Annotated in this window: 13 protein-coding genes; 2 read left to right on the forward strand and 11 right to left on the reverse strand. The window is 34.0% G+C overall.

Going from position 1 to position 19,360, the window contains the following annotated elements; translation table 11 throughout:
• The first annotated feature begins 59 nt into the window (after positions 1-59).
• The gene (locus AAC053_RS06250) at positions 60-3,938 is read left to right on the forward strand and encodes a M14 family zinc carboxypeptidase (RefSeq protein ID WP_339754182.1); all 3,879 of its coding nucleotides are present in this window, start codon (positions 60-62) and stop codon (positions 3,936-3,938) included.
• A gap of 209 nt (positions 3,939-4,147) precedes the next feature.
• A complete protein-coding gene (locus tag AAC053_RS06255; RefSeq protein WP_339754185.1) occupies positions 4,148-9,133 on the forward strand; it encodes an immunoglobulin-like domain-containing protein in 4,986 nt (1,661 codons plus the stop codon).
• 50 nt (positions 9,134-9,183) lie between these two features.
• Here AAC053_RS06255 and AAC053_RS06260 read toward each other — a convergent pair whose 3' ends face one another.
• The 11 genes from AAC053_RS06260 to hemA form a co-directional block, all read right to left on the reverse strand.
• Positions 9,184-9,897, reverse strand: a complete 714-nt coding sequence (locus AAC053_RS06260; protein ID WP_339754189.1) for a 3'-5' exonuclease — start codon at positions 9,895-9,897, stop codon at positions 9,184-9,186.
• The gene (locus AAC053_RS06265) at positions 9,887-10,150 is read right to left on the reverse strand and encodes a hypothetical protein (protein WP_339754191.1); all 264 of its coding nucleotides are present in this window, start codon (positions 10,148-10,150) and stop codon (positions 9,887-9,889) included. The genes AAC053_RS06260 and AAC053_RS06265 overlap by 11 nt, the downstream gene beginning before the upstream one ends.
• A 263-nt stretch (positions 10,151-10,413) precedes the next feature.
• Positions 10,414-10,887 (reverse strand): methylated-DNA--[protein]-cysteine S-methyltransferase, encoded by a 474-nt coding sequence (locus AAC053_RS06270; RefSeq protein WP_339754194.1) that lies wholly within the window; start codon positions 10,885-10,887, stop codon positions 10,414-10,416.
• Positions 10,888-10,889: 2 nt separating this feature from the next.
• Positions 10,890-12,017: a hemolysin family protein gene (locus AAC053_RS06275; protein ID WP_339754197.1), complete on the reverse strand. Its 1,128-nt coding sequence runs from the start codon at positions 12,015-12,017 to the stop codon at positions 10,890-10,892.
• Positions 12,018-12,047: 30 nt separating this feature from the next.
• Positions 12,048-13,037 (reverse strand): porphobilinogen synthase, encoded by a 990-nt coding sequence (gene hemB, locus AAC053_RS06280; RefSeq protein WP_339754200.1) that lies wholly within the window; start codon positions 13,035-13,037, stop codon positions 12,048-12,050.
• 2 nt (positions 13,038-13,039) lie between these two features.
• Positions 13,040-13,942: an oxygen-dependent coproporphyrinogen oxidase gene (gene hemF, locus AAC053_RS06285; protein ID WP_339754203.1), complete on the reverse strand. Its 903-nt coding sequence runs from the start codon at positions 13,940-13,942 to the stop codon at positions 13,040-13,042.
• Positions 13,943-13,945: 3 nt separating this feature from the next.
• Positions 13,946-14,482 (reverse strand): GNAT family protein, encoded by a 537-nt coding sequence (locus AAC053_RS06290; protein ID WP_339754206.1) that lies wholly within the window; start codon positions 14,480-14,482, stop codon positions 13,946-13,948.
• Positions 14,482-15,249 (reverse strand): EI24 domain-containing protein, encoded by a 768-nt coding sequence (locus tag AAC053_RS06295; RefSeq protein ID WP_339754209.1) that lies wholly within the window; start codon positions 15,247-15,249, stop codon positions 14,482-14,484. Before AAC053_RS06295 ends, AAC053_RS06290 begins: the two co-directional genes overlap by 1 nt.
• Positions 15,250-15,401: 152 nt before the next feature.
• The gene (gene hemE / locus AAC053_RS06300; RefSeq protein WP_339754211.1) at positions 15,402-16,433 is read right to left on the reverse strand and encodes a uroporphyrinogen decarboxylase; all 1,032 of its coding nucleotides are present in this window, start codon (positions 16,431-16,433) and stop codon (positions 15,402-15,404) included.
• 151 nt (positions 16,434-16,584) lie between these two features.
• The gene (gene hemC, locus AAC053_RS06305) at positions 16,585-18,165 is read right to left on the reverse strand and encodes a hydroxymethylbilane synthase (RefSeq protein WP_339754214.1); all 1,581 of its coding nucleotides are present in this window, start codon (positions 18,163-18,165) and stop codon (positions 16,585-16,587) included.
• A partial coding sequence (gene hemA / locus AAC053_RS06310) for a glutamyl-tRNA reductase (protein WP_339754216.1) occupies positions 18,158-19,360 on the reverse strand: 1,203 nt, incomplete at its 5' end. The genes hemA and hemC, both read right to left, overlap by 8 nt.

Raw genomic sequence — 19,360 nt, forward strand, 5'->3', positions numbered from 1 at the left:
TTTAGGATTTTTTTATAATATATTAGCCCTCTAATAAAATTCATTGAAACCCCAAACTGATGAAAAAAATTACTTTAACTTTAACCGCTATCCTCATGTTTTTGTGTAGCGTAAATGCACAGAACTCAGAAAAAGAAAAAGCTGAAAAATATCTTCAAGCTAAAGGCGAAATAACCTTTACGTTTCAGGCTCCTAATAACATGGACATAGAAAAGCTTACTAAAAATATGTCTATAATAAACTATGACGCAAGTACTAAAATAGTAAAGGCATGGGCCAATACGTCTCAGTTTAGAAATTTTGAAACTAAAAATATTGCTTACCAAGTTCCTAAAAGTGAGAATGAAGTCGAGGAGGTATTAATATATGATGTCCGACCTCTAGCTAGTAGATCAAGTACTGTTGCTAATAGAATTAGTGCTGCGACATTGACTTTTCCGGTAGGTAGTTATCCTACTTATGCCGAATATGCACAACAAATGCAAGATTTTGAAAATGATTATCCTGCTCTAGTTGAAAAAGTAAGTATAGGAGCAACCAGCCAGGGAGATAAAGAATTATTATTCGTTAAGATTTCTGATAATGTTTCTACTGACGAACAAGAACCTAAACTAATGTTGACGTCTTCTATGCACGGAGATGAGATTGCGGGTTACCCAATGATGTTATCATTAATTGATTACATTTTAACGGTTTACAGTAATACAGGTCATGCAGACCATGCTAGAATTAAAAATTTAGTTGAAAATGCTGAGATTTGGATTAATCCTAGTGCTAATCCAGATGGAACATACAATAATAGTCCAAGTAATGTGTCAGTAGTAAATGCCACAAGAGCAAATGCAAACGGTATAGATTTAAATAGAAACTATCCAGATAATGTAGCAGGAGCACATTATGATGGCGAAGTTTATCAAACAGAAACTTTAGCATTTATGGCTTTAGCAGATGCAAATAACTTTGTAATAGCAGCCAACTTTCATGGAGGTACAGAATTAGTTAATTATCCTTTTGATAATGCTCGTGTGAATGAATATGAGCACTCAGATGGTGATTGGTTTGAGTACATTGGTGTAGAATATGCTACTAATGCGCAAACAGATGCAAATTCTGGACCAAGCTCAACACCTTCATATAGTAATAAGTCTTCATATATGACTGATGATGATGACTGGGACAATCCTGGAGGTCTTTACCCTAATAATTTCATAGAAAGTCCAGGTGTAACTCATGGAGCAGAATGGTATAGAGTATATGGTGGCCGCCAAGATTACATGAATTTTTATCAACAATGTAGAGAAATTACAATAGAACTTTCAGATGTTAAAATTTTACCAGAAAGTTCATTAGTTGATTATTGGTATTATAACAGGGATGCTTTATTAGATTTTTTAACACAAGGAACTTATGGTTTTAGAGGTGTTGTATTAGATGCTAACACAAATAATCCAATAGAAGATGTAAAAGTTACTGTAGTTGCACATGATGCTTATGGTTCTGAAGTAAATACAGATACAGATGGAGATTACTATCGGCCAATTAAAGGAGGTACATATAGTTTATTGTTTGAAGCTCCATGCTATCAATCAGCAACTATATCTAGTCAATCTATTAGTGACGGTAATATAGTTACCTTATCTGATGTATTACTTACACCAATTACGCCTTCAGTGCCTAGTAGTTTAAGTGCATCAGCTATTGATACAGATTCAGCGTCATTAGGTTGGACCTCTACAGGTTCAATATTTAATTTAAGGTATAGAGAAGTTGGTACAACACCTTGGAATGATGTTTTAGGACTAACAACTAATTCTTATGACATAACAGGCTTAACTATAGCTACAAATTATGAATTTGAAGTACGATCATTATGTGGTGCGGTTACGTCTGCTTATTCAACTAGTTTTAGTTTTACCACTGCTTCAGTTACTTATTGTGCATCTCAAGGTAATAGTGTTGCAGATGAATTTATTTCTAGAATACAATTAAACTCTATTGATAATAGTACAGGAGGACAATCGTATTCAGATTTCACAAATATTTCTACTACTCTAATTGTCGGTGAAAATTATACAATAACTGTTACACCTACCTGGACAGGTACTACCTATTCTGAAGGTTATGGAGTTTGGATAGATTATAACGGAGATGGTACATTTACAAGTGCAGAGCGTGTAATGAATCAATCTCCTACTTCAAACATTTCTGTAAGTGCAACATTTAATATACCTGCAACTGTAACAACAGGTAATACTAGAATGAGAGTTTCAATGCGTTATAATACCCAACCAAATGCAGACGGATGTGGATCTTATGATTATGGTGAAGTTGAAGACTATACTATTAACTTATTTGATGGTCTTGTATATAGCAGTAATGTTTGGACACCAAACGCTCCAACTAATTTAACATCTTCAAAGGACGTTTTTGTTGAAGATGGGATATATACTGTAAATTCAGATATTAGTATTAACAATTTAACTGTTGATTCTGCTGCAACCATAAACGTTAATAAGGGAAAATCTATTTCAACTGGAGGTAATGTTATAAATAATGGTGAATTTGTACTAAATTCAGACTCTATTGAGTATTCTAGTTTACTAGTAGGAGGAACAGTTACTGGAGATGTAAAATATAATCGCCATGTTAATTCTAATGTAAACGGAAATGATTTAGTGTCACCACCAGTTAGTGGTCAGTCTTTTACCGACTTTATTTCTAATAACTCTAATATACTTTCTAATACTGGACAGACGCTTTACCTTTTCGGTCCATTTGAAAAGCCAACTAACGACTTTCAGCTTTATTCTAATGTAGAGTCTGCAAATCTTGATGTGGCAAAAGGTTATAGAGCAGCATCTACAGACAACCAAACATTTATGTTCTCGGGTGCAGTAACAACATCTGCATTAAATGTACCTATTCTTAAAGTAGGTAGTGGAAATGCAAAGTGGAATTTAATAGGAAACCCTTATACATCATATATAAAATTAGCAGATTTTTTAACAGCAAATATTGCTGAATTAGACACTCAAAGTGTTGCAGTCTATGGTTACGATGCCGATAATGCTAACGGAAGCGTATGGGCTATTTGGAATTTGGCATACTCAGATGCTAACCCTAATACTTTAATTGCACCAGGACAAGGATTTTTTGTCTCATCTAAAGATGGCGGATCTAATATATCGTTTACACCATCGATGAGAGCCTTAGGATCTTCAGATGATTTTATTGTTGGTAGAACATCGAATTCAGTCGTTCACTCTATTGTTCAAATCTCCTCAGGGACACAAACTTATGGTACAGAGTTTTACTTAACTAATAATGCCACCTTAGGTTTGGATTTAGGATATGATGCTGAACACTTTGGAGGTGCGCCTTCTGATTTTGCAATTTATTCAGAGCTTACTGAAAATAGTCAAGGTTTAGATATGGCAATACAATCTATAGGATTTGATGATATAGATAACGATCCCGTTATTCCTTTAGGTGTAAACGTTGCTCAGGGCGAACAAATTACTATTAGTATGGTTGAGCCTATTTCAGAGTATAGTGTGTATTTAGAAGATGCGCTCACAAATACCTTTACGCTTTTAAACACTTCTGATTATAGCTTTACTGCAGATACAGATTTATCTGACACGGGACGTTTTTATTTAAGGTTCGCACAAAATACCTTATCGGTTATAGATTCAGACCTTTATAATATTCAAGTATATTCAGATTCAAATCTAGAGCAAATAGTTGTAAAAGGACAATTAAGTGAAGACACAAAATTAACGCTTTATGATATTCAAGGAAGAGAAATATTGAATAAAGCATTAGATTCAAATAATAACGTTCATACTATAAACACATCTCAATATACTTCGGGTATTTATTTAGTAAAGCTTTCAAATAGTTTAAATAGCATGACTAAGAAATTAATCATTAGATAAATTCTATATTTACATAAAATAAAAAAGCTCAGAAAATTTTCTGAGCTTTTTTATTTTTAAGACATAAGTAAATATATTCCTACTTTTTGTTACGGTTTTTCCACACATTTTTAATATTTATGGCTTAAATATCAACACTAATCGATTTTTACTAAAAAATAACCTAACTTCAAAAAAGAATGCTATTAAATAACCAAACCCTCAACATTATGAAAATTAAATTATTGTTGCTCATCGTAACGATGGCATCCACTTTTGCGTGGTCTCAAAGTAAAGTATTATGGCAAAAGCAAAACGCAAGTGTCAATACTGTTTTAAAAGAAAATCATCAATCACTTCAAAAATTCCAATCTTTTAGCCTGAATACAGACGCTTTAAGGCAAGTACTTATAGGTGTTGCACAACGAAATGATTTTTCAGCACCATCAAATACTATTTTAGCGTTTCCAAATTCTGAAGGAAAGTTAAAACGTTTTTCTATTAAAGAAGCATCTGTAATGGATCCTGATTTACAAGCACGTTTTCCGGAAATTCGATCTTATGTTGGACAAGGAGTTGATAATGCTTCTTCTACCTTAAGATTCAGTCTATCACCAGAAGGATTAAACGGAATGATGCTTTCTGCAAATGGGAACAATACATTTATTGAACCCGTAAATCAAGGCTCAAACAGTTATGTTGTATTTAGCAGAAAAGATCGTGTTAATACTGGTGATGATTTTGAATGTAATGTAACCGAGCAAATCAATCAAACACTTAATGCAAATGCAGCTTATAGAAACGCAGATGATTCTGTACTAAGAACGTATCGCTTGGCTGTTTCAGCAACTGGTGAATATTCACAATTTCATGGAGGTACTAAAGCTTTAGCATTAGCCGCCATTAATGCGACAATGACAAGAGTTAATGGAATTTTTGAAACTGATTTTAATGTTACAATGGTATTGATTAGCAATACAGATGATGTCATCTATACAAACTCTGGAAATGATCCTTATGGAAACACAACTGGAGGTTATAACAGTGAGCTTCAATCAACATTAACAAATGTTATAGGTGAAGCAAATTACGATGTAGGTCACTTATTTGCCAACTTGCAAAATAATGGAAATGCAGGTTGTATAGGATGCGTTTGTGTTAATGGACAAAAAGGTAGCGGATGGACATCGCATACAATCCCTGAAGGAGATTTCTTTGATGTAGATTATGTGTCTCATGAGTTTGGACATCAGTTTGGAGGACGACATACCTTTACTCATAGTAGTGAGGGATCTGGTATTGCCCAAGTAGAACCTGGTAGTGGATCTACAATAATGAGTTATGCAGGTATTACAGGAGCAACCGATGTTCAGTCAAATGTTGATCCACATTTTCATGCAATTTCTATTCAACAAATATCAGATTATGCCAAGAGCACTACTTGCCAAACAAACACAAATACTGGAAATGCTGTCCCAGTTGTGGATGCAGGCTCTAACTATACAATACCAAATGGAACGGCCTTTGTTTTAGATGGTTCAGCAACAGATGCCGACGCGCCAATTGGTGCATTAACTTATAATTGGGAACAGATGGATGAAAACAATGCATCCTCAACGTATCCAAGCACAACTGCGACAACAGGTATTGCTTTTAGAGCTTATATACCAACGACATCTACCATTCGTTATTTCCCTAGACTAGAAACCATTAAAACTGGTGCAACATCTTGGCAATGGGAAGCAGTTCCTAATGTAGGAAGAACTCTAAACTTTAGATTAACTGTTAGAGATAATTTTGCAGGAGGAGGTAATAATAATAGTGATGATATGGTTGTTACTGTGAATGGAACCGCAGGACCTTTTGTCCTTAATTCACCTAATACAAATGTAACTTGGAACGCAGGTACAACTCAAGCAGTAACTTGGGATGTAGCTGGTACAACTGGAAATGGTGTAAACGCAGCCAACGTTGATATTTTCTTATCAACCGATGGTGGTGATACATATACGGTTTCTTTAGCTTCTGGCGTAACAAATGATGGTTCTCAGGATATTGTAGTGCCAAATAATGAAGGCAATCAGAATAGAATTATGGTTAAAGGCTCTAACAATATTTTCTTCGATATTTCTAATACTAATTTCACAATTGCAGGCCAAGTAGTTTGCAATGCTGATGTGCCAACAGGATTAGTTGCTTCAAATGTAGCTACTACATCTGCAACTTTGAGTTGGGGCGCAGTACCCGGAGCAACATACGATTTAAGATATAGAGAAACAGGAACTTCTACATGGATAACAAATGCAGTTACTGGAATTTCTACTGGATTAAGTGGTCTGTCTGCTTTAACACAATATGAAGCTCAGGTAAGAAGTAAATGTTCAGCTGGTGCTAATTCAGCATATAGCAGTTCTGTAAACTTTACAACTACAGATGTGCAACTAAACTATTGTAACTCAGCAAGTACTAATACTAATGATGAATATATTAGCAGAGTTCAGTTGAATACAATTGATAATACTTCGGGACCACAATTTTATTCAGATTTCACAAGTATTTCGACAGTACTAACCAAAGATTCACAATATACAATTACTGTTACTCCTACATGGACAGGAACAGTATATAACGAAGCCTACGGTGTTTGGATAGATTATAATAGAGATGGTGATTTCTCTGACGCAGGAGAAGAAGTTTTTTCTCAAGGAAATACACAAGCAACGTCAGTAAGTGGAAGTTTTACCGTTCCTTCGGGTGCAGTAGAAAATTCAACAAGAATGCGAGTTTCTATGAAGTATAATGCTTTACCAACAGCTTGTGAAACATTCCAATATGGAGAAGTAGAAGATTACACAATTATTATTGAAGGTAATGGACCAGATACTGAGGCACCAGAGATTACTTTAAATGGCGCTTCATCAGTTGATTTAATTGTAGGTGACACATATTCTGAGTTAGGAGCTACAGCAACAGATAATATTGATGGAGATATTACAGGAAATATAGTTGTTGGTGGAGATACAGTAAATACTTCAGCAACTGGAATATATCTAGTAAGCTATAACGTTAGCGATATAGCTGGTAATGCAGCAATAGAAGTTATTAGAACCGTTACTGTTACAGCAGATACAACGGCACCAATAATATCATTGATTGGAGCTTCGACGATTAATTTAGAACAAGGGGATTCTTATATAGACCAAGGTGCAACTGCATCTGATAATATCGATGGTGATTTAACATCGAGCATAGTTGTTGGAGGAGATACAGTAAATACCAATCTAGTTGGATCTTACGAAATTACATTTAATGTAAGTGATAATGCAGGTAATAATGCTGTTGAAGTTACAAGAACTGTAAATGTAAATCAAGACGCAACAATACCTGTAATAACTTTAATAGGTTCTTCATCTATAAATCTAAATATTGGTGATGCTTATGTAGAGCAAGGAGCTACAGCTATTGATAATTTTGATGGTGATATAAGTGCGAATATTATTATAACTGGAACGGTTAATTCGGCATCGGCAGGAACATATTTTGTAAACTATAATGTTAATGATGCAGCAGGAAATTCTGCCAATACAGTTACTAGAACCATAAATGTTGCAGCAGATACAACAGCACCTATAATTAATTTAATAGGAGCATCAACAATTAATCTAACGGTTGGTGATTCTTACACTGAACAAGGAGCAACAGCTACAGATAATGTTGATGGAAACCTTACAGGAAGTATAGTTGTAACAGGCACAGTGAATACTGCAGCTGCAGGAATATACTCTGTAAATTATAATGTAAGTGATAATGCCGGAAATGCGGCTACAGAAGTTGTAAGAACAGTAAATGTTACAGAATCTTCAACAGGATGCTCTGGTGGTGTTTCTACCTTCCCTTATTCTGAAAGCTTTGAAGGCTCGATTGGAGCATGGTCACAATCTACTGCAGATGATTTAAATTGGTTAGTTGATACAGGAGGAACACCTTCATCAGGAACTGGACCATCAGCTGCTATACAAGGATCAGATTATATATTTGTTGAAGCTTCAGGTAATGGAACAGGTTATCCGGATAAAAGAGCTATTATAACATCTCCTTGTTTTGATTTAGGAGCATTAACGAGTCCAATATTTAGTTTTAAGTACCACATGTTAGGAGCAGCAGATATGGGATCAATTGCTGTTGAAGTTTCTGATGATGATGGTGCTAATTGGACAAGCCTATGGAGTCAAACAGGAAACCAAGGTAATCAGTGGTTAACAGTAGATTTAGATTTATCAACTTATGCTGGTGGTAATATTCAATTGCGATTTAATCGTTTCGTGGGCAGCACATGGCAAGCAGATATTGCTATTGATGATGTTAAATTATTAGAACCTGTAGCACCTACATGTACAGATGGCATTCAAAATGGAGATGAAACCGGAGTAGATTGTGGAGGTTCTTCTTGTACGCCTTGTAGTATATCTAACGTTGTATTAAATGAAGGTTATTTTGAAAATGGATTAGATGGATGGATAGATGGTGGATCTGATATGGCTAGAGTTAATTCTGCAAATTCTTATGAAGGTAATTTCTCTATAAGACTTAGAGATAATTCTGGTGAGGCATCAGCCATGACTTTATCAAATATTAATGTTACATCATTTACTGAAATTGAAGTGGACTTCTACTTTTATGTATTTAGCATGGAAAACGGGGAAGATTTCTGGTTACGATTCTTTGACGGATCTACATGGAATACTGTACAAGCTTGGACAAGAGGTGTAGATATTGAAAACAATACGTTCTATAATGCAACGGTTACCATAACACCTTCTCAGTACAATTTTGCAGTGAATTCTGGATTCAGATTCCAAAATGACGCGTCAGGAAACCAAGATCAAATATTTATAGATCAAGTTACCATAACAGGTGTTTCTAGTGGGTCAAGAGGTAAAGGTGAGGTATTAGAAATTGTCGGTTATGGAGATTCACCAGAAATTACAGAGTTAGACATCAAATTGTATCCTAACCCAGTAAAAGGAAACATATTAAATGTTGAAATATCTAGCTTAGAAGTTTTTAAATATAGAATAGTTGATATTCTTGGAAAAACAGTTTCTACTGGTACTTCCGAAGGAAGAATTAACGTTTCTAAACTCGATGCTGGTATTTACTTCATAAAAGTAAATGATGGTGACGAAATCATTACAAAAAAGTTTATTAAGAACTAATAGAATAATTAACCCTTAAAAAAACCCAGAAGCAATGCTTCTGGGTTTTTTTATATATGCTTTATTTCATTATCATGGAGCAATTGGTCTCCTCTTAGTCTTAAAAAGATTTGAGCGACAGCAATAGTGTCTTTCTCGCAATAAGTGATAATTCGATCTATTTCTTGTTCTTTATAATAGACACGATAAACTTCGCTACCATCTATATCATCTTTTGGAGATGGAATACCTAAAACATTAGTTAATAATTTTAAAGAGGTATAGGTTTTATAGTCACCAAATTTCCACAACTCTAAAGTATCAAGATGAGGTACTTCCCATGGTTTTTTACCGAAGAGATTCAGCTTGTATGGCAATTCAATATTTTGAATAATCATTCGTCTTGCGATATATGGAAAATCGAATTCCTTTCCATTATGCGCACAAAGCAAATGTTTATTACTACTAAAATGTGAAATCAGTAGATTTTTAAAGTCTTTAAGAATCGTAATCTCATCTCCATAAAATGAAGTCACTCTAAAAGTTCTTACATCACCTTCAATCTTAAAATACCCAACAGAAATGCAAATTATTTTTCCAAATTCTGCCCAAATACCAGCTCTATAATAAAATTCTTCTGCAGAGAATTCTTCTTTGCGTTGGTAACGCGATTTAGCTTCCCAAAGCTCTTGTTTGGTTGAGTCTAAATCTGAGAAATTTTCGATTTCAGGAACCGTTTCTATATCTAGAAATAGGATGTGTTCTAGGTTGAGTTTACTTATCATAACTCTTAACTTTATGCTTTTTAATTTTTTTAATAAAACACTTATCAGCGATATAAAGTGTTTTATTAAAAGTAGCAATTATATTTTGTTTCTCATCAATCAAATTTATAGTTTTAATAATTTCTGCTTCGTTCTTTTCTATCACTAATTGTTTTATACCAGCTATTTCATCTTTAGAAAAAATGAATTCTCCGTTGATTGAACTTTTTGCAGGTTTTTTATAACGCGCTTCAATAGATTTGTCCCAAACCACACTTCCTTTTCAAGAATTTGAATGACTTGTATCATGTAAATAGGGTCTGTGGCAGCTAACATACTGCCATCAATAATAGAACCAACATAATTGCGATTTTTCCAATTGAGTTTTAGTCTAATTTTTACATAATGTAAGTTATCACTGGCTTTAATTAATTTTATCAGTAGATCTTCGGTATAGTGGAGACTAATTAAACCTATATTTATAATTGATCGATATTTTAAAGAACTGGTTTAAAAATTAAATAGTGAATTTACACATTAAAATAAAGATTGTTGTTTGTATTCATTTTCGTGATTAATCAACCACTGTTTTCTATACAATCCACCAGCGTACCCTGTTAAACTTCCATCACTTCCAATGACGCGATGGCAAGGTACTATAATCCATAAAGGATTTTTACCGTTAGCATTAGCAACAGCTCTAATCGCTTTTACATCTCCTAATTGTTTAGACAACTGAAGATAAGATAAGGTTTTTCCAAAAGGAATTTCTTCAAGTAATTTCCAAATAGTTTTTTGAAAATCCGTGCCTTGTGGGTTTAATTTTAAGTCGAAATGTTTACGTGAGCCATCAAAATATTCTTGAAGTTGTATCGCACAATTCTTAAGTTCTGAAGGAATAATATCAGTTATTTTTTCTTGTGAATTTATTATTGTTACTTGGGTGACACCATCTTTATCACCAATAATTTTAGTTAAACCTAGAGGTGAATTGATGATACAAGTTTCCAATACTATTCGTTTTCTTCTGAAGATTTATCGCTTAGAATCCCTAACTTTATGGCTCTAGCTTCCCAACTTTTTCTTGCCATATGTTGAAGATCCGAGACATTATCACTTTCGTCCATAATCTCAAGACCGAGTAGGGTTTCAATAACATCTTCCATAGTCACTAAGCCACTTACAGAACCGTATTCATCAACAACCAAAGCCATGTGATTTCGGCTTTCAACTAATTGTTCAAATAATTTTGGAATTGGTAAATTACGTTCTACGACAATGATATCTCTTTTAAGATCTGATAGTTTTTTAGAACCGTTATCTAAAGCCATTTCTTTAAAAACTTCACCTTTTAATACCAAGCCTTTTATATTATCCTGATTGTCTGAAAAAATAGGAATTCTAGAAAAACGAAGATTCATATTTTCTTTGAAAAAATCTTCAACAGTTGTATTTTCATCTTCAGCTTTCATGACTGTTCTTGGAGTCATAACATCTTTAGCAAAAACCTCTTTAAAGGTTAATAGGTTTTTTATGATTTTGCTTTCATTTTCTTCAAAAACACCTTCTTCGTGAGCCATGTCTGCCATAACATGAAAGTCTTCGCGACTTAAAACACTACCATGATGTCCTTTGCTTCCAATTAACTTTGTAGTAAGCTGTAACAGCCACAAAACACCTGTGTATTTTAAAGGTATTATAAGAAATTTTAATGCTTTAGAGGTAAAATTAGCTAGCTGTTTCCAGTATGTGGCACCAATTGTTTTAGGGATAATTTCTGAAGCTACTAAAATAAAAATAGTCATAATGGTTGACACAACACCAACCATTAAATCCTCTGTGAATTCTATACCTAAAACACTACGTTTAGTGCTTCCATAGAGTTCTAAATACGCCACTTTTGCTTGTACACCAACTAAGATGGCACCAACAGTATGTGCGATGGTATTTAGTGTAAGTATGGCGATTAAAGGGCGATCTACATCTTTTTTTAATTCCTCAAGCTCAATAGCATAAGCCTTACCTTCTTTCTTTTTAACATTGATAAATGTTGGTGTAATACTAAGTAAAACAGCTTCTAAAATGGAACACAAGAACGAAAAAAAAATGGATATGACAGCGTAAAAAATGAGTAAGCCCATTAATGGTATGGAAGTTTAGTTATTGCTAAGTTACGAAATCAATTTCACAACATCTTTTGCAAAGTAACTTGCAATGATATCAGCACCAGCGCGCTTAATAGAAGTAATTTGTTCTAGTATTACTGCATCATGGTCTAACCACCCTTTTTCAGCAGCAGCTTTCAGCATTGCATATTCGCCTGAAACTTGGTAAACAGCAATTGGTACATCGAATGTATTTCTAATGTCTCTTACTATATCTAAATAAGCCAAACCTGGTTTTACCATTACTATATCAGCACCTTCATTAATGTCCATTTCTGTTTCTCTTATGGCTTCATCCCTATTAGCGAAGTCCATCTGGTATGTTTTTTTATTCTTTGGAACATCAACCATATCAACAGGAGCAGAATCTAGCGCATCTCTAAAAGGGCCGTAAAATGCAGAAGCATATTTCGCTGAATAGCTCATTATGCCAGTATCTATTAAATTAGATTGATCTAAAGCTTCTCTTATTCCCAAAACACGACCATCCATCATATCGCTTGGTGCTACAAAGTTTGCTCCAGCCTCAGCATGAGAAATGCTCATTTTTGCTAAAATTTCAACTGTTGCGTCGTTTATTATTTTTCCACCTTCAACAATACCATCATGGCCATAAGACGAAAATGGGTCTAAAGCCACATCTGTCATCACTAGCATACCTGGACAAACATCTTTTACGGTTTTAATTGCGCGTTGCATTAATCCATTTGAGTTTAGTGCTTCAGTGCCTTTATTATCTTTTAAGGCATCATCAACTTTTACAAATAGCAAAACAGATTTTAAACCTAAACTCCAAAGTAATTTTACTTCGTCTTTTAGCAAATCTAAACTGAAGCGATAGTAATTTGGCATCGAAGCAATTTCTTCTTTTATGCCTTTGCCTTCAACTATAAAAAGTGGAACTAAAAAGTCATTGGGAGAAATAATTGTTTCTCTTACTAAACTTCTAATAGCTTCATTTGTTCTTAAGCGTCTATTTCTTCTAATTGGAAACATAATTATATCCAGTTTTTAGGTGATTGTAATACTTTAATTAATTGTTCTTCTTCACTTCCAGATTCAGGGTGATGATCATAAACCCATTGCACATGTGGTGGTAAACTCATGAGTATACTCTCTATTCTTCCATTGGTTTTTAAGCCAAATAAAGTGCCTTTATCATGCACTAAATTAAATTCGACATAACGTCCTCGGCGAATTTCTTGCCAATCGCGTTGTACCTTAGTGTAATCTATATTTTTTCGTTTTTCAACAATTGGCACATAAGCTTCTAGAAAAATATCTCCAACTTCAGTCACAAAATCATACCAGTTCTGCATAGTCATATCGTTTGAAGCTTTGCAATAATCAAAAAACAAACCACCTACGCCTCGTGCTTCGTTTCTATGTGAATTCCAAAAGTACTCATCGCAACGTGCTTTGTATTTTGGGTAAAACTCTGAATTATGCTTGTCGCAAGCTGTTTTACAAGTTTGATGAAAGTGTTTAGCGTCTTCTTCAAATAAATAATATGGAGTTAGGTCTTGTCCACCACCAAACCATTGATCTACTAAAGTACCATCTTGGTCATACATTTCAAAATAGCGCCAATTAGCATGTACTGTTGGTACCATTGGATTTTTGGGATGTAACACTAAGCTCAATCCACAGGCGAAAAAATTAGCGTCTTCTACACCAAAGTACTTTTGCATACTATCAGGGAGTTTGCCGTGCACACCAGAAATGTTAACTCCACCTTTTTCAAAAACAGCCCCATTTTCAATCACCCGAGTTCTTCCACCACCTCCTTCTGTGCGTTTCCAAATATCTTCTTGGAATGTTGCTTTACCATCTACTGCTTCTAGTTTAGAAGTAATAGTATCTTGTAGCTCGTGAATGTATTTGAAGAATGTGTCTTTCAAGATTTAGTTTTTATATAATTCATATAACTCCATATCTAACGGTTCTTCATCTGGTGGAGTAAATTCGTTTTCTAATGTTTTTTGCCACTTAAAGTTATTATTTAAAGCCACCTTTACACTTGGAAAATTGTCTTTATGGGAAATTATTTGAAGTGTATCTAATCCTAAATTACTAAACGCATGCTTTGACAATGCATTGATTGCCTTAGAGGTTAAACCTTGACCTTCAAATGTATAACCAATGCAGTAAGCGAACTCACCTTGATTTTTATCCCAATCGAGTTCCTTTATATAAATTAGACTTGCAAGTTCTTTGGTTTCAGAATGTTTTAACGTAAATAAAAACACGTCTCGATTTTCGAACTGTTTTACCATTTTCTCAACAAATAATTGAGACAGTGTTGGGTTTAAATTTTGTTCTAAGGTTTTAGGGAAATAGCGCTTAAGACGATCTGCATTTGCTACCATAAGATCACAAATTTTCCAAGCGTCTCCACTATGTATTGGATTGATTTCAAAATCATCAAATTGCGCGACCATTACACTAGTGTTTTGTTATTATGAATCAGGTTATCTTCCTTTAAGAGATTTATTGTATTTATAGATGAAGCCGTTACACTCATTGGTAAAACAAGAATAACACCAACAACAGGAATTAATAGAAAGAGCATAAAAACAACACCATTACCTATGGCTATTCCTTTATGTTTTCTAACAAAATGGATACTTTCTCGATATTTAAAATGACGCTCTAATGTATAATCCATATTACCAAAACCAGCATAATAAGCTTGAACTAAAAACAGTAAAACGGTCGAAAATATATTAACAACAGGAATAAACTTCAGCAATAAAATAGGAAGTGTAATTAACAGTTCTTTTCCTAAATTTCTCGTATTTATTCTAATACCTCTCCACAATTGTTCTTTAAAAGATGTGTTTCTATGATTGTGCCTTTCAACACCTGTTAAATGAGCTTCAATTTTTTCTGAAACAGGGCTCATAAACGGAGCAGAAAGTGCCATTATAATATGCTTATATAGAATTAAACCAATAGCAATAACCACGATACCTCCAATAAAAGTTGAAATAGAAGTGAAGGTGTCTTTGCCAAAATCCCAAGGCCATATATTAGTAATAAAACGACCTATATTATCAGATAAGCCATAAGCAGATAATCCTATAATGACAGCAGTAACTATGCTTATTAATATAGGAATAGCGAAGTATTTCCAAAGTTTTAATTTTGAAATTAGAGCAAATGCTCCTGTGTATGCCTTTATGCCTTTTAATACGTTGTTTATCATAAGCCAACCCCTAACCCTTTCTTAAGGAAAGGGAATTTGTTCTGTATTTTTATTAAACGAATGTTATAAATTTAAAAATACCATTTTTCATCTAAACGTATAAAAACTTAATGTGCATTTTCTGTACAACTGTTTTTTCCCTTTGGGAAGGTTTAAGATGGACTTTTATATTCTTTAACAGCATCAATAAATGCTTTCGCATTATCTAACGGAATATTTGGTAAAATACCATGACCTAAATTTACTATGTATTTATCTTTTCCGAATTCATTTATCATTTGATGCACCATTCTTTTTATTTCAGATGGAGGTGAAAACAAACGTGTTGGATCAAAATTACCTTGTAGTGTAATATTGCCACCTGTTAAATAACGTGCATTTCTGGCAGAACAGGTCCAATCTATACCCAAAGCAGAAGCGCCAGATTTTGCCATCTCTCCAAGTGCAAACCAACAACCTTTTCCAAAAGCGATAACAGGCGTTTCAGCTTTTAAAGCATCAATAATTTGTTGAATATATTGCCAAGAAAATTCTTGATAATCTACAGGAGAAAGCATGCCTCCCCAAGAATCAAAAACCTGAACAGCATTAACTCCAGCTTTCACTTTCTCTTTTAAGTACGCAATTGTGGTATCTGTAATTTTCTGTAATAATTGATGTGCAGCTATTGGGTTTGTAAAACAAAACTCCTTCGCTTTATCAAAGTTTTTAGAGCCTTGCCCTTGTACACAATAACACAGAATGGTCCATGGTGAACCAGCAAAACCAATTAAAGGAATTTCGTCATTAAGCTTTTCTTTGGTCGCTTTTATAGCTTCGTAAACGTAGCTTAATGCTTCCTTTACATCTGGAACAATAACATTATCAACATCTTTTTGATTGCGTACAGGATTTGGAAGGTATGGTCCGAAGTTAGGTTTCATCTGTACCTCGATATTCATAGCCTGAGGAATCACTAAAATATCTGAAAACAGAATAGCAGCATCCATCCCATATCGTCGTATAGGTTGCACTGTAATTTCACTCGCTAATTCTGGTGTTTGGCAGCGTGTAAAGAAATCGTACTTAGCTTTGATTTCCATAAACTCTGGTAAATAACGTCCTGCTTGACGCATCATCCAAACTGGTGGACGTTCTACAGTTTCACCTTTTAATGCTCTTAAGAATAAATCGTTTTTAATCATGTTCACTTCCCGTGAAAACGGGAATCTTTTTAATTAAACTTAAATTTTTAAAATTTTCCGTCATTGCGAATTAAGCTTTTTTCGTTTGATGTGGCAATCTGCTTAATTTATAGTGAGATTACCACGTCACTGCGTTCCTCGTAATGACGAACTAAACGTAATGTTCATTAACTAGCTCAATAACACTTTCAACCGTTGGTACTTTTGCTATACGTACATCTTCAAAATACTGAGCAGCTACTTTCGTAGTAGTTTCACCAATACAAAAAGCAATACCATTTGCTTTATTTTGTTTTAAGAAACTTTCAACTGTAGAAGTACTATAAAACATCACTCCATCTATATTGCTTTCAACTTTATCTGCATCAAACTTTGTTTGATAAGCCTCTACCTCGTTAACCTTAATATGGTTTTCAGTTAAGATGTTTGGTAAATCATCTAACCTTAAATCACTACAGAAATAAGTAACTTCTGTGCCATCGATAAATTCAACTAAATATTCAGCAAGTTTCTTAGCATTGGGTTCTGTATGTGTAACTTTACCTATGCGTTTTTCTACCAATCGTTTGGTGCGTCTGCCAACACAGTAGATGTTTTTGAATTGTAATTCTGAAACCGAGAAATTTGTCAATAATGCTTCAACAGCATTTTTACTTGTAATGATAACATTCTGAATTTCATTACGAATGACATTTTTTGTAAGTCTATTTAAGCTAATTTTTATAGCATCATTACTTTCTGAAACTACGTCATTATGAAATAACATTACCTGATCGTCAGTAAGCTTTTTAGTAGAATAAATGTTTGTAATTTTATCACCACGTTGTAGTTGATCTATTAATATTTTCCCTCCTTTACCAATAATATAATCGGCACAAAATTCAGCGACATTATGGCGATTCTCGAGAGGAACCACTTTAGTAACTTCTATTTTTTTAGTACCATCTTTACTTAAGAGGATGCCCTTAAAATTTAATTCTTCTTCCTTATTTATATAAGCGATAGCACCAATTGGTGCTGTACAACCACCTTCGAGACGATTTAGAAAATCGCGCTCAATGGATGTGCAAATTTCAGTTACTTCGTCATTGATTTCTGCGCAAATAGCTCTAGTCTCTTCGTCAGATTCTAAAGCGGTAATCATTATCGCTCCTTGAGCAGGAGCAGGAATCATCCAATGGAGATTAATCGAGTTTTCTGGTGTTAGATCTAAACGACCCAAACCAGCTCCAGCAAAAATTGCTGCATTCCAATCTTCATTATTTTCAAGCTTTTCAAGTCTAGAATTTACATTACCTCTTAGCCCAACAATAGTATGTGTTGGGTAACGATTTAGCCATTGCGCACGACGTCTTAAACTTCCTGTTGCTATAATAGCATCTCTAGCAGATAAAAATTCTTCGTTAACTTTATAGACTAAAGTGTCATTAACATTTCCACGTTTTAATACAGCTGCCTGTACAATCCCTTTTGGTAAAATTGTTGGCACATCTTTAAGAGAATGTACTGCAATATCAATATCTTCATTGAGCATTGCAATATCTAAAGTTTTAGTAAAAATGCCTGTAATGCCTAATTCGTACAAAGGTTTATCTAGTACTAAATCTCCAGTAGATTTCACAGGTACTAAAACGGTTTTATAACCTAAATGCTCAAGTTGAGATTGTACGGTTTTTGCTTGCCACATAGCGAGCTGGCTATCGCGTGTGCCAATGCGAATAATTTTAGACATTATTGGTGGTTTCTAACTGAAATATTTTTTTGATGAGCTGAATACTCTCATCAGATGTGTTGCTGTCTTCTCTAAGGTGGTGTGCAAACTGATTGGTGATTTTCTGAATAAGATTATTGGTAATCAATTCTGCCTGTTCTTCATTGAAATTATTCAATTTTTTACGTTGCGTATTGAATTCAGAATTTTTAAAACCTGTCAGTTTATGTTTAATGGCTTGTATTGTTGGTACAAACTTAAGTGTATCTAACCAGGCATTAAATTCAGACATAACATCAGAAATAATTGCTTCCGCATCTGGAATAAATGCTTTGCGATTTTCTAAAGTATCATCTGTAATTTTTGCCAAATCATCTAAATGTACTAAAGTTATATTAGAATGTTCTCTAATATCCTCATTAACATTTTTAGGAATAGACAAATCTAAAACTAATAAAGGTTTTTTGGTTGAAATTAAAGACTTATAAATTGTTGGGTTTTGAGCTCCAGTGGCTACAATAATAATATCAGAACTGTTAATCTCTTCTTCTAGATTGTTGTAATCTTTAACAATGAGATTAAACTTCCCTGCAACTTCTTCGGCTTTAGTTTTTGTTCTGTTTATTAATGTTATGTGCGAATTCTTTGTGTGTTTTACTAAGTTTTCACAGGTGTTGCGTCCAATTTTACCAGTTCCGAATAGAAGAATATTTTTTTCAGAAATACGCTCTACATTATTCATAATATACTGCACAGAAGCAAATGAAACTGAAGTTGCGCCAGAAGATATTTCGGTTTCTGTTTTAATACGTTTACTAGCTTGTATTACGGCATTCAATAAACGTTCAGTAAATGAATTTAGTAAGCCTTCTTTTTTTGAAGCTCTTGCGCCAGATTTAAGTTGACTTATTATTTCGAAATCACCAAGAATCTGACTATCTAATCCAGAACCAACGCGGAAGATATGATTAATAGCTTCTTTGTTTTTGTGAACGTAAGCTACTTTTTGAAATTCCTCAACCGTCCCTTTTGTGTTATCACATAGTAATTGGATTAATTGATATGGATGTTCAGCAAAACCGTAAAGTTCTGTTCGGTTGCATGTAGAAACCAACAAAATACTTTCAATACCATTTTGTTTAGCTTGTATCAAAACATTTTGCTTTGCAGACTCACTTAAACTAAAATGGCCACGCACTTCGGCATCAGCTTTTTT

The sequence above is a fragment of the uncultured Winogradskyella sp. genome, assembly GCF_963975125.1.
Lineage (GTDB): Bacteria > Bacteroidota > Bacteroidia > Flavobacteriales > Flavobacteriaceae > Winogradskyella.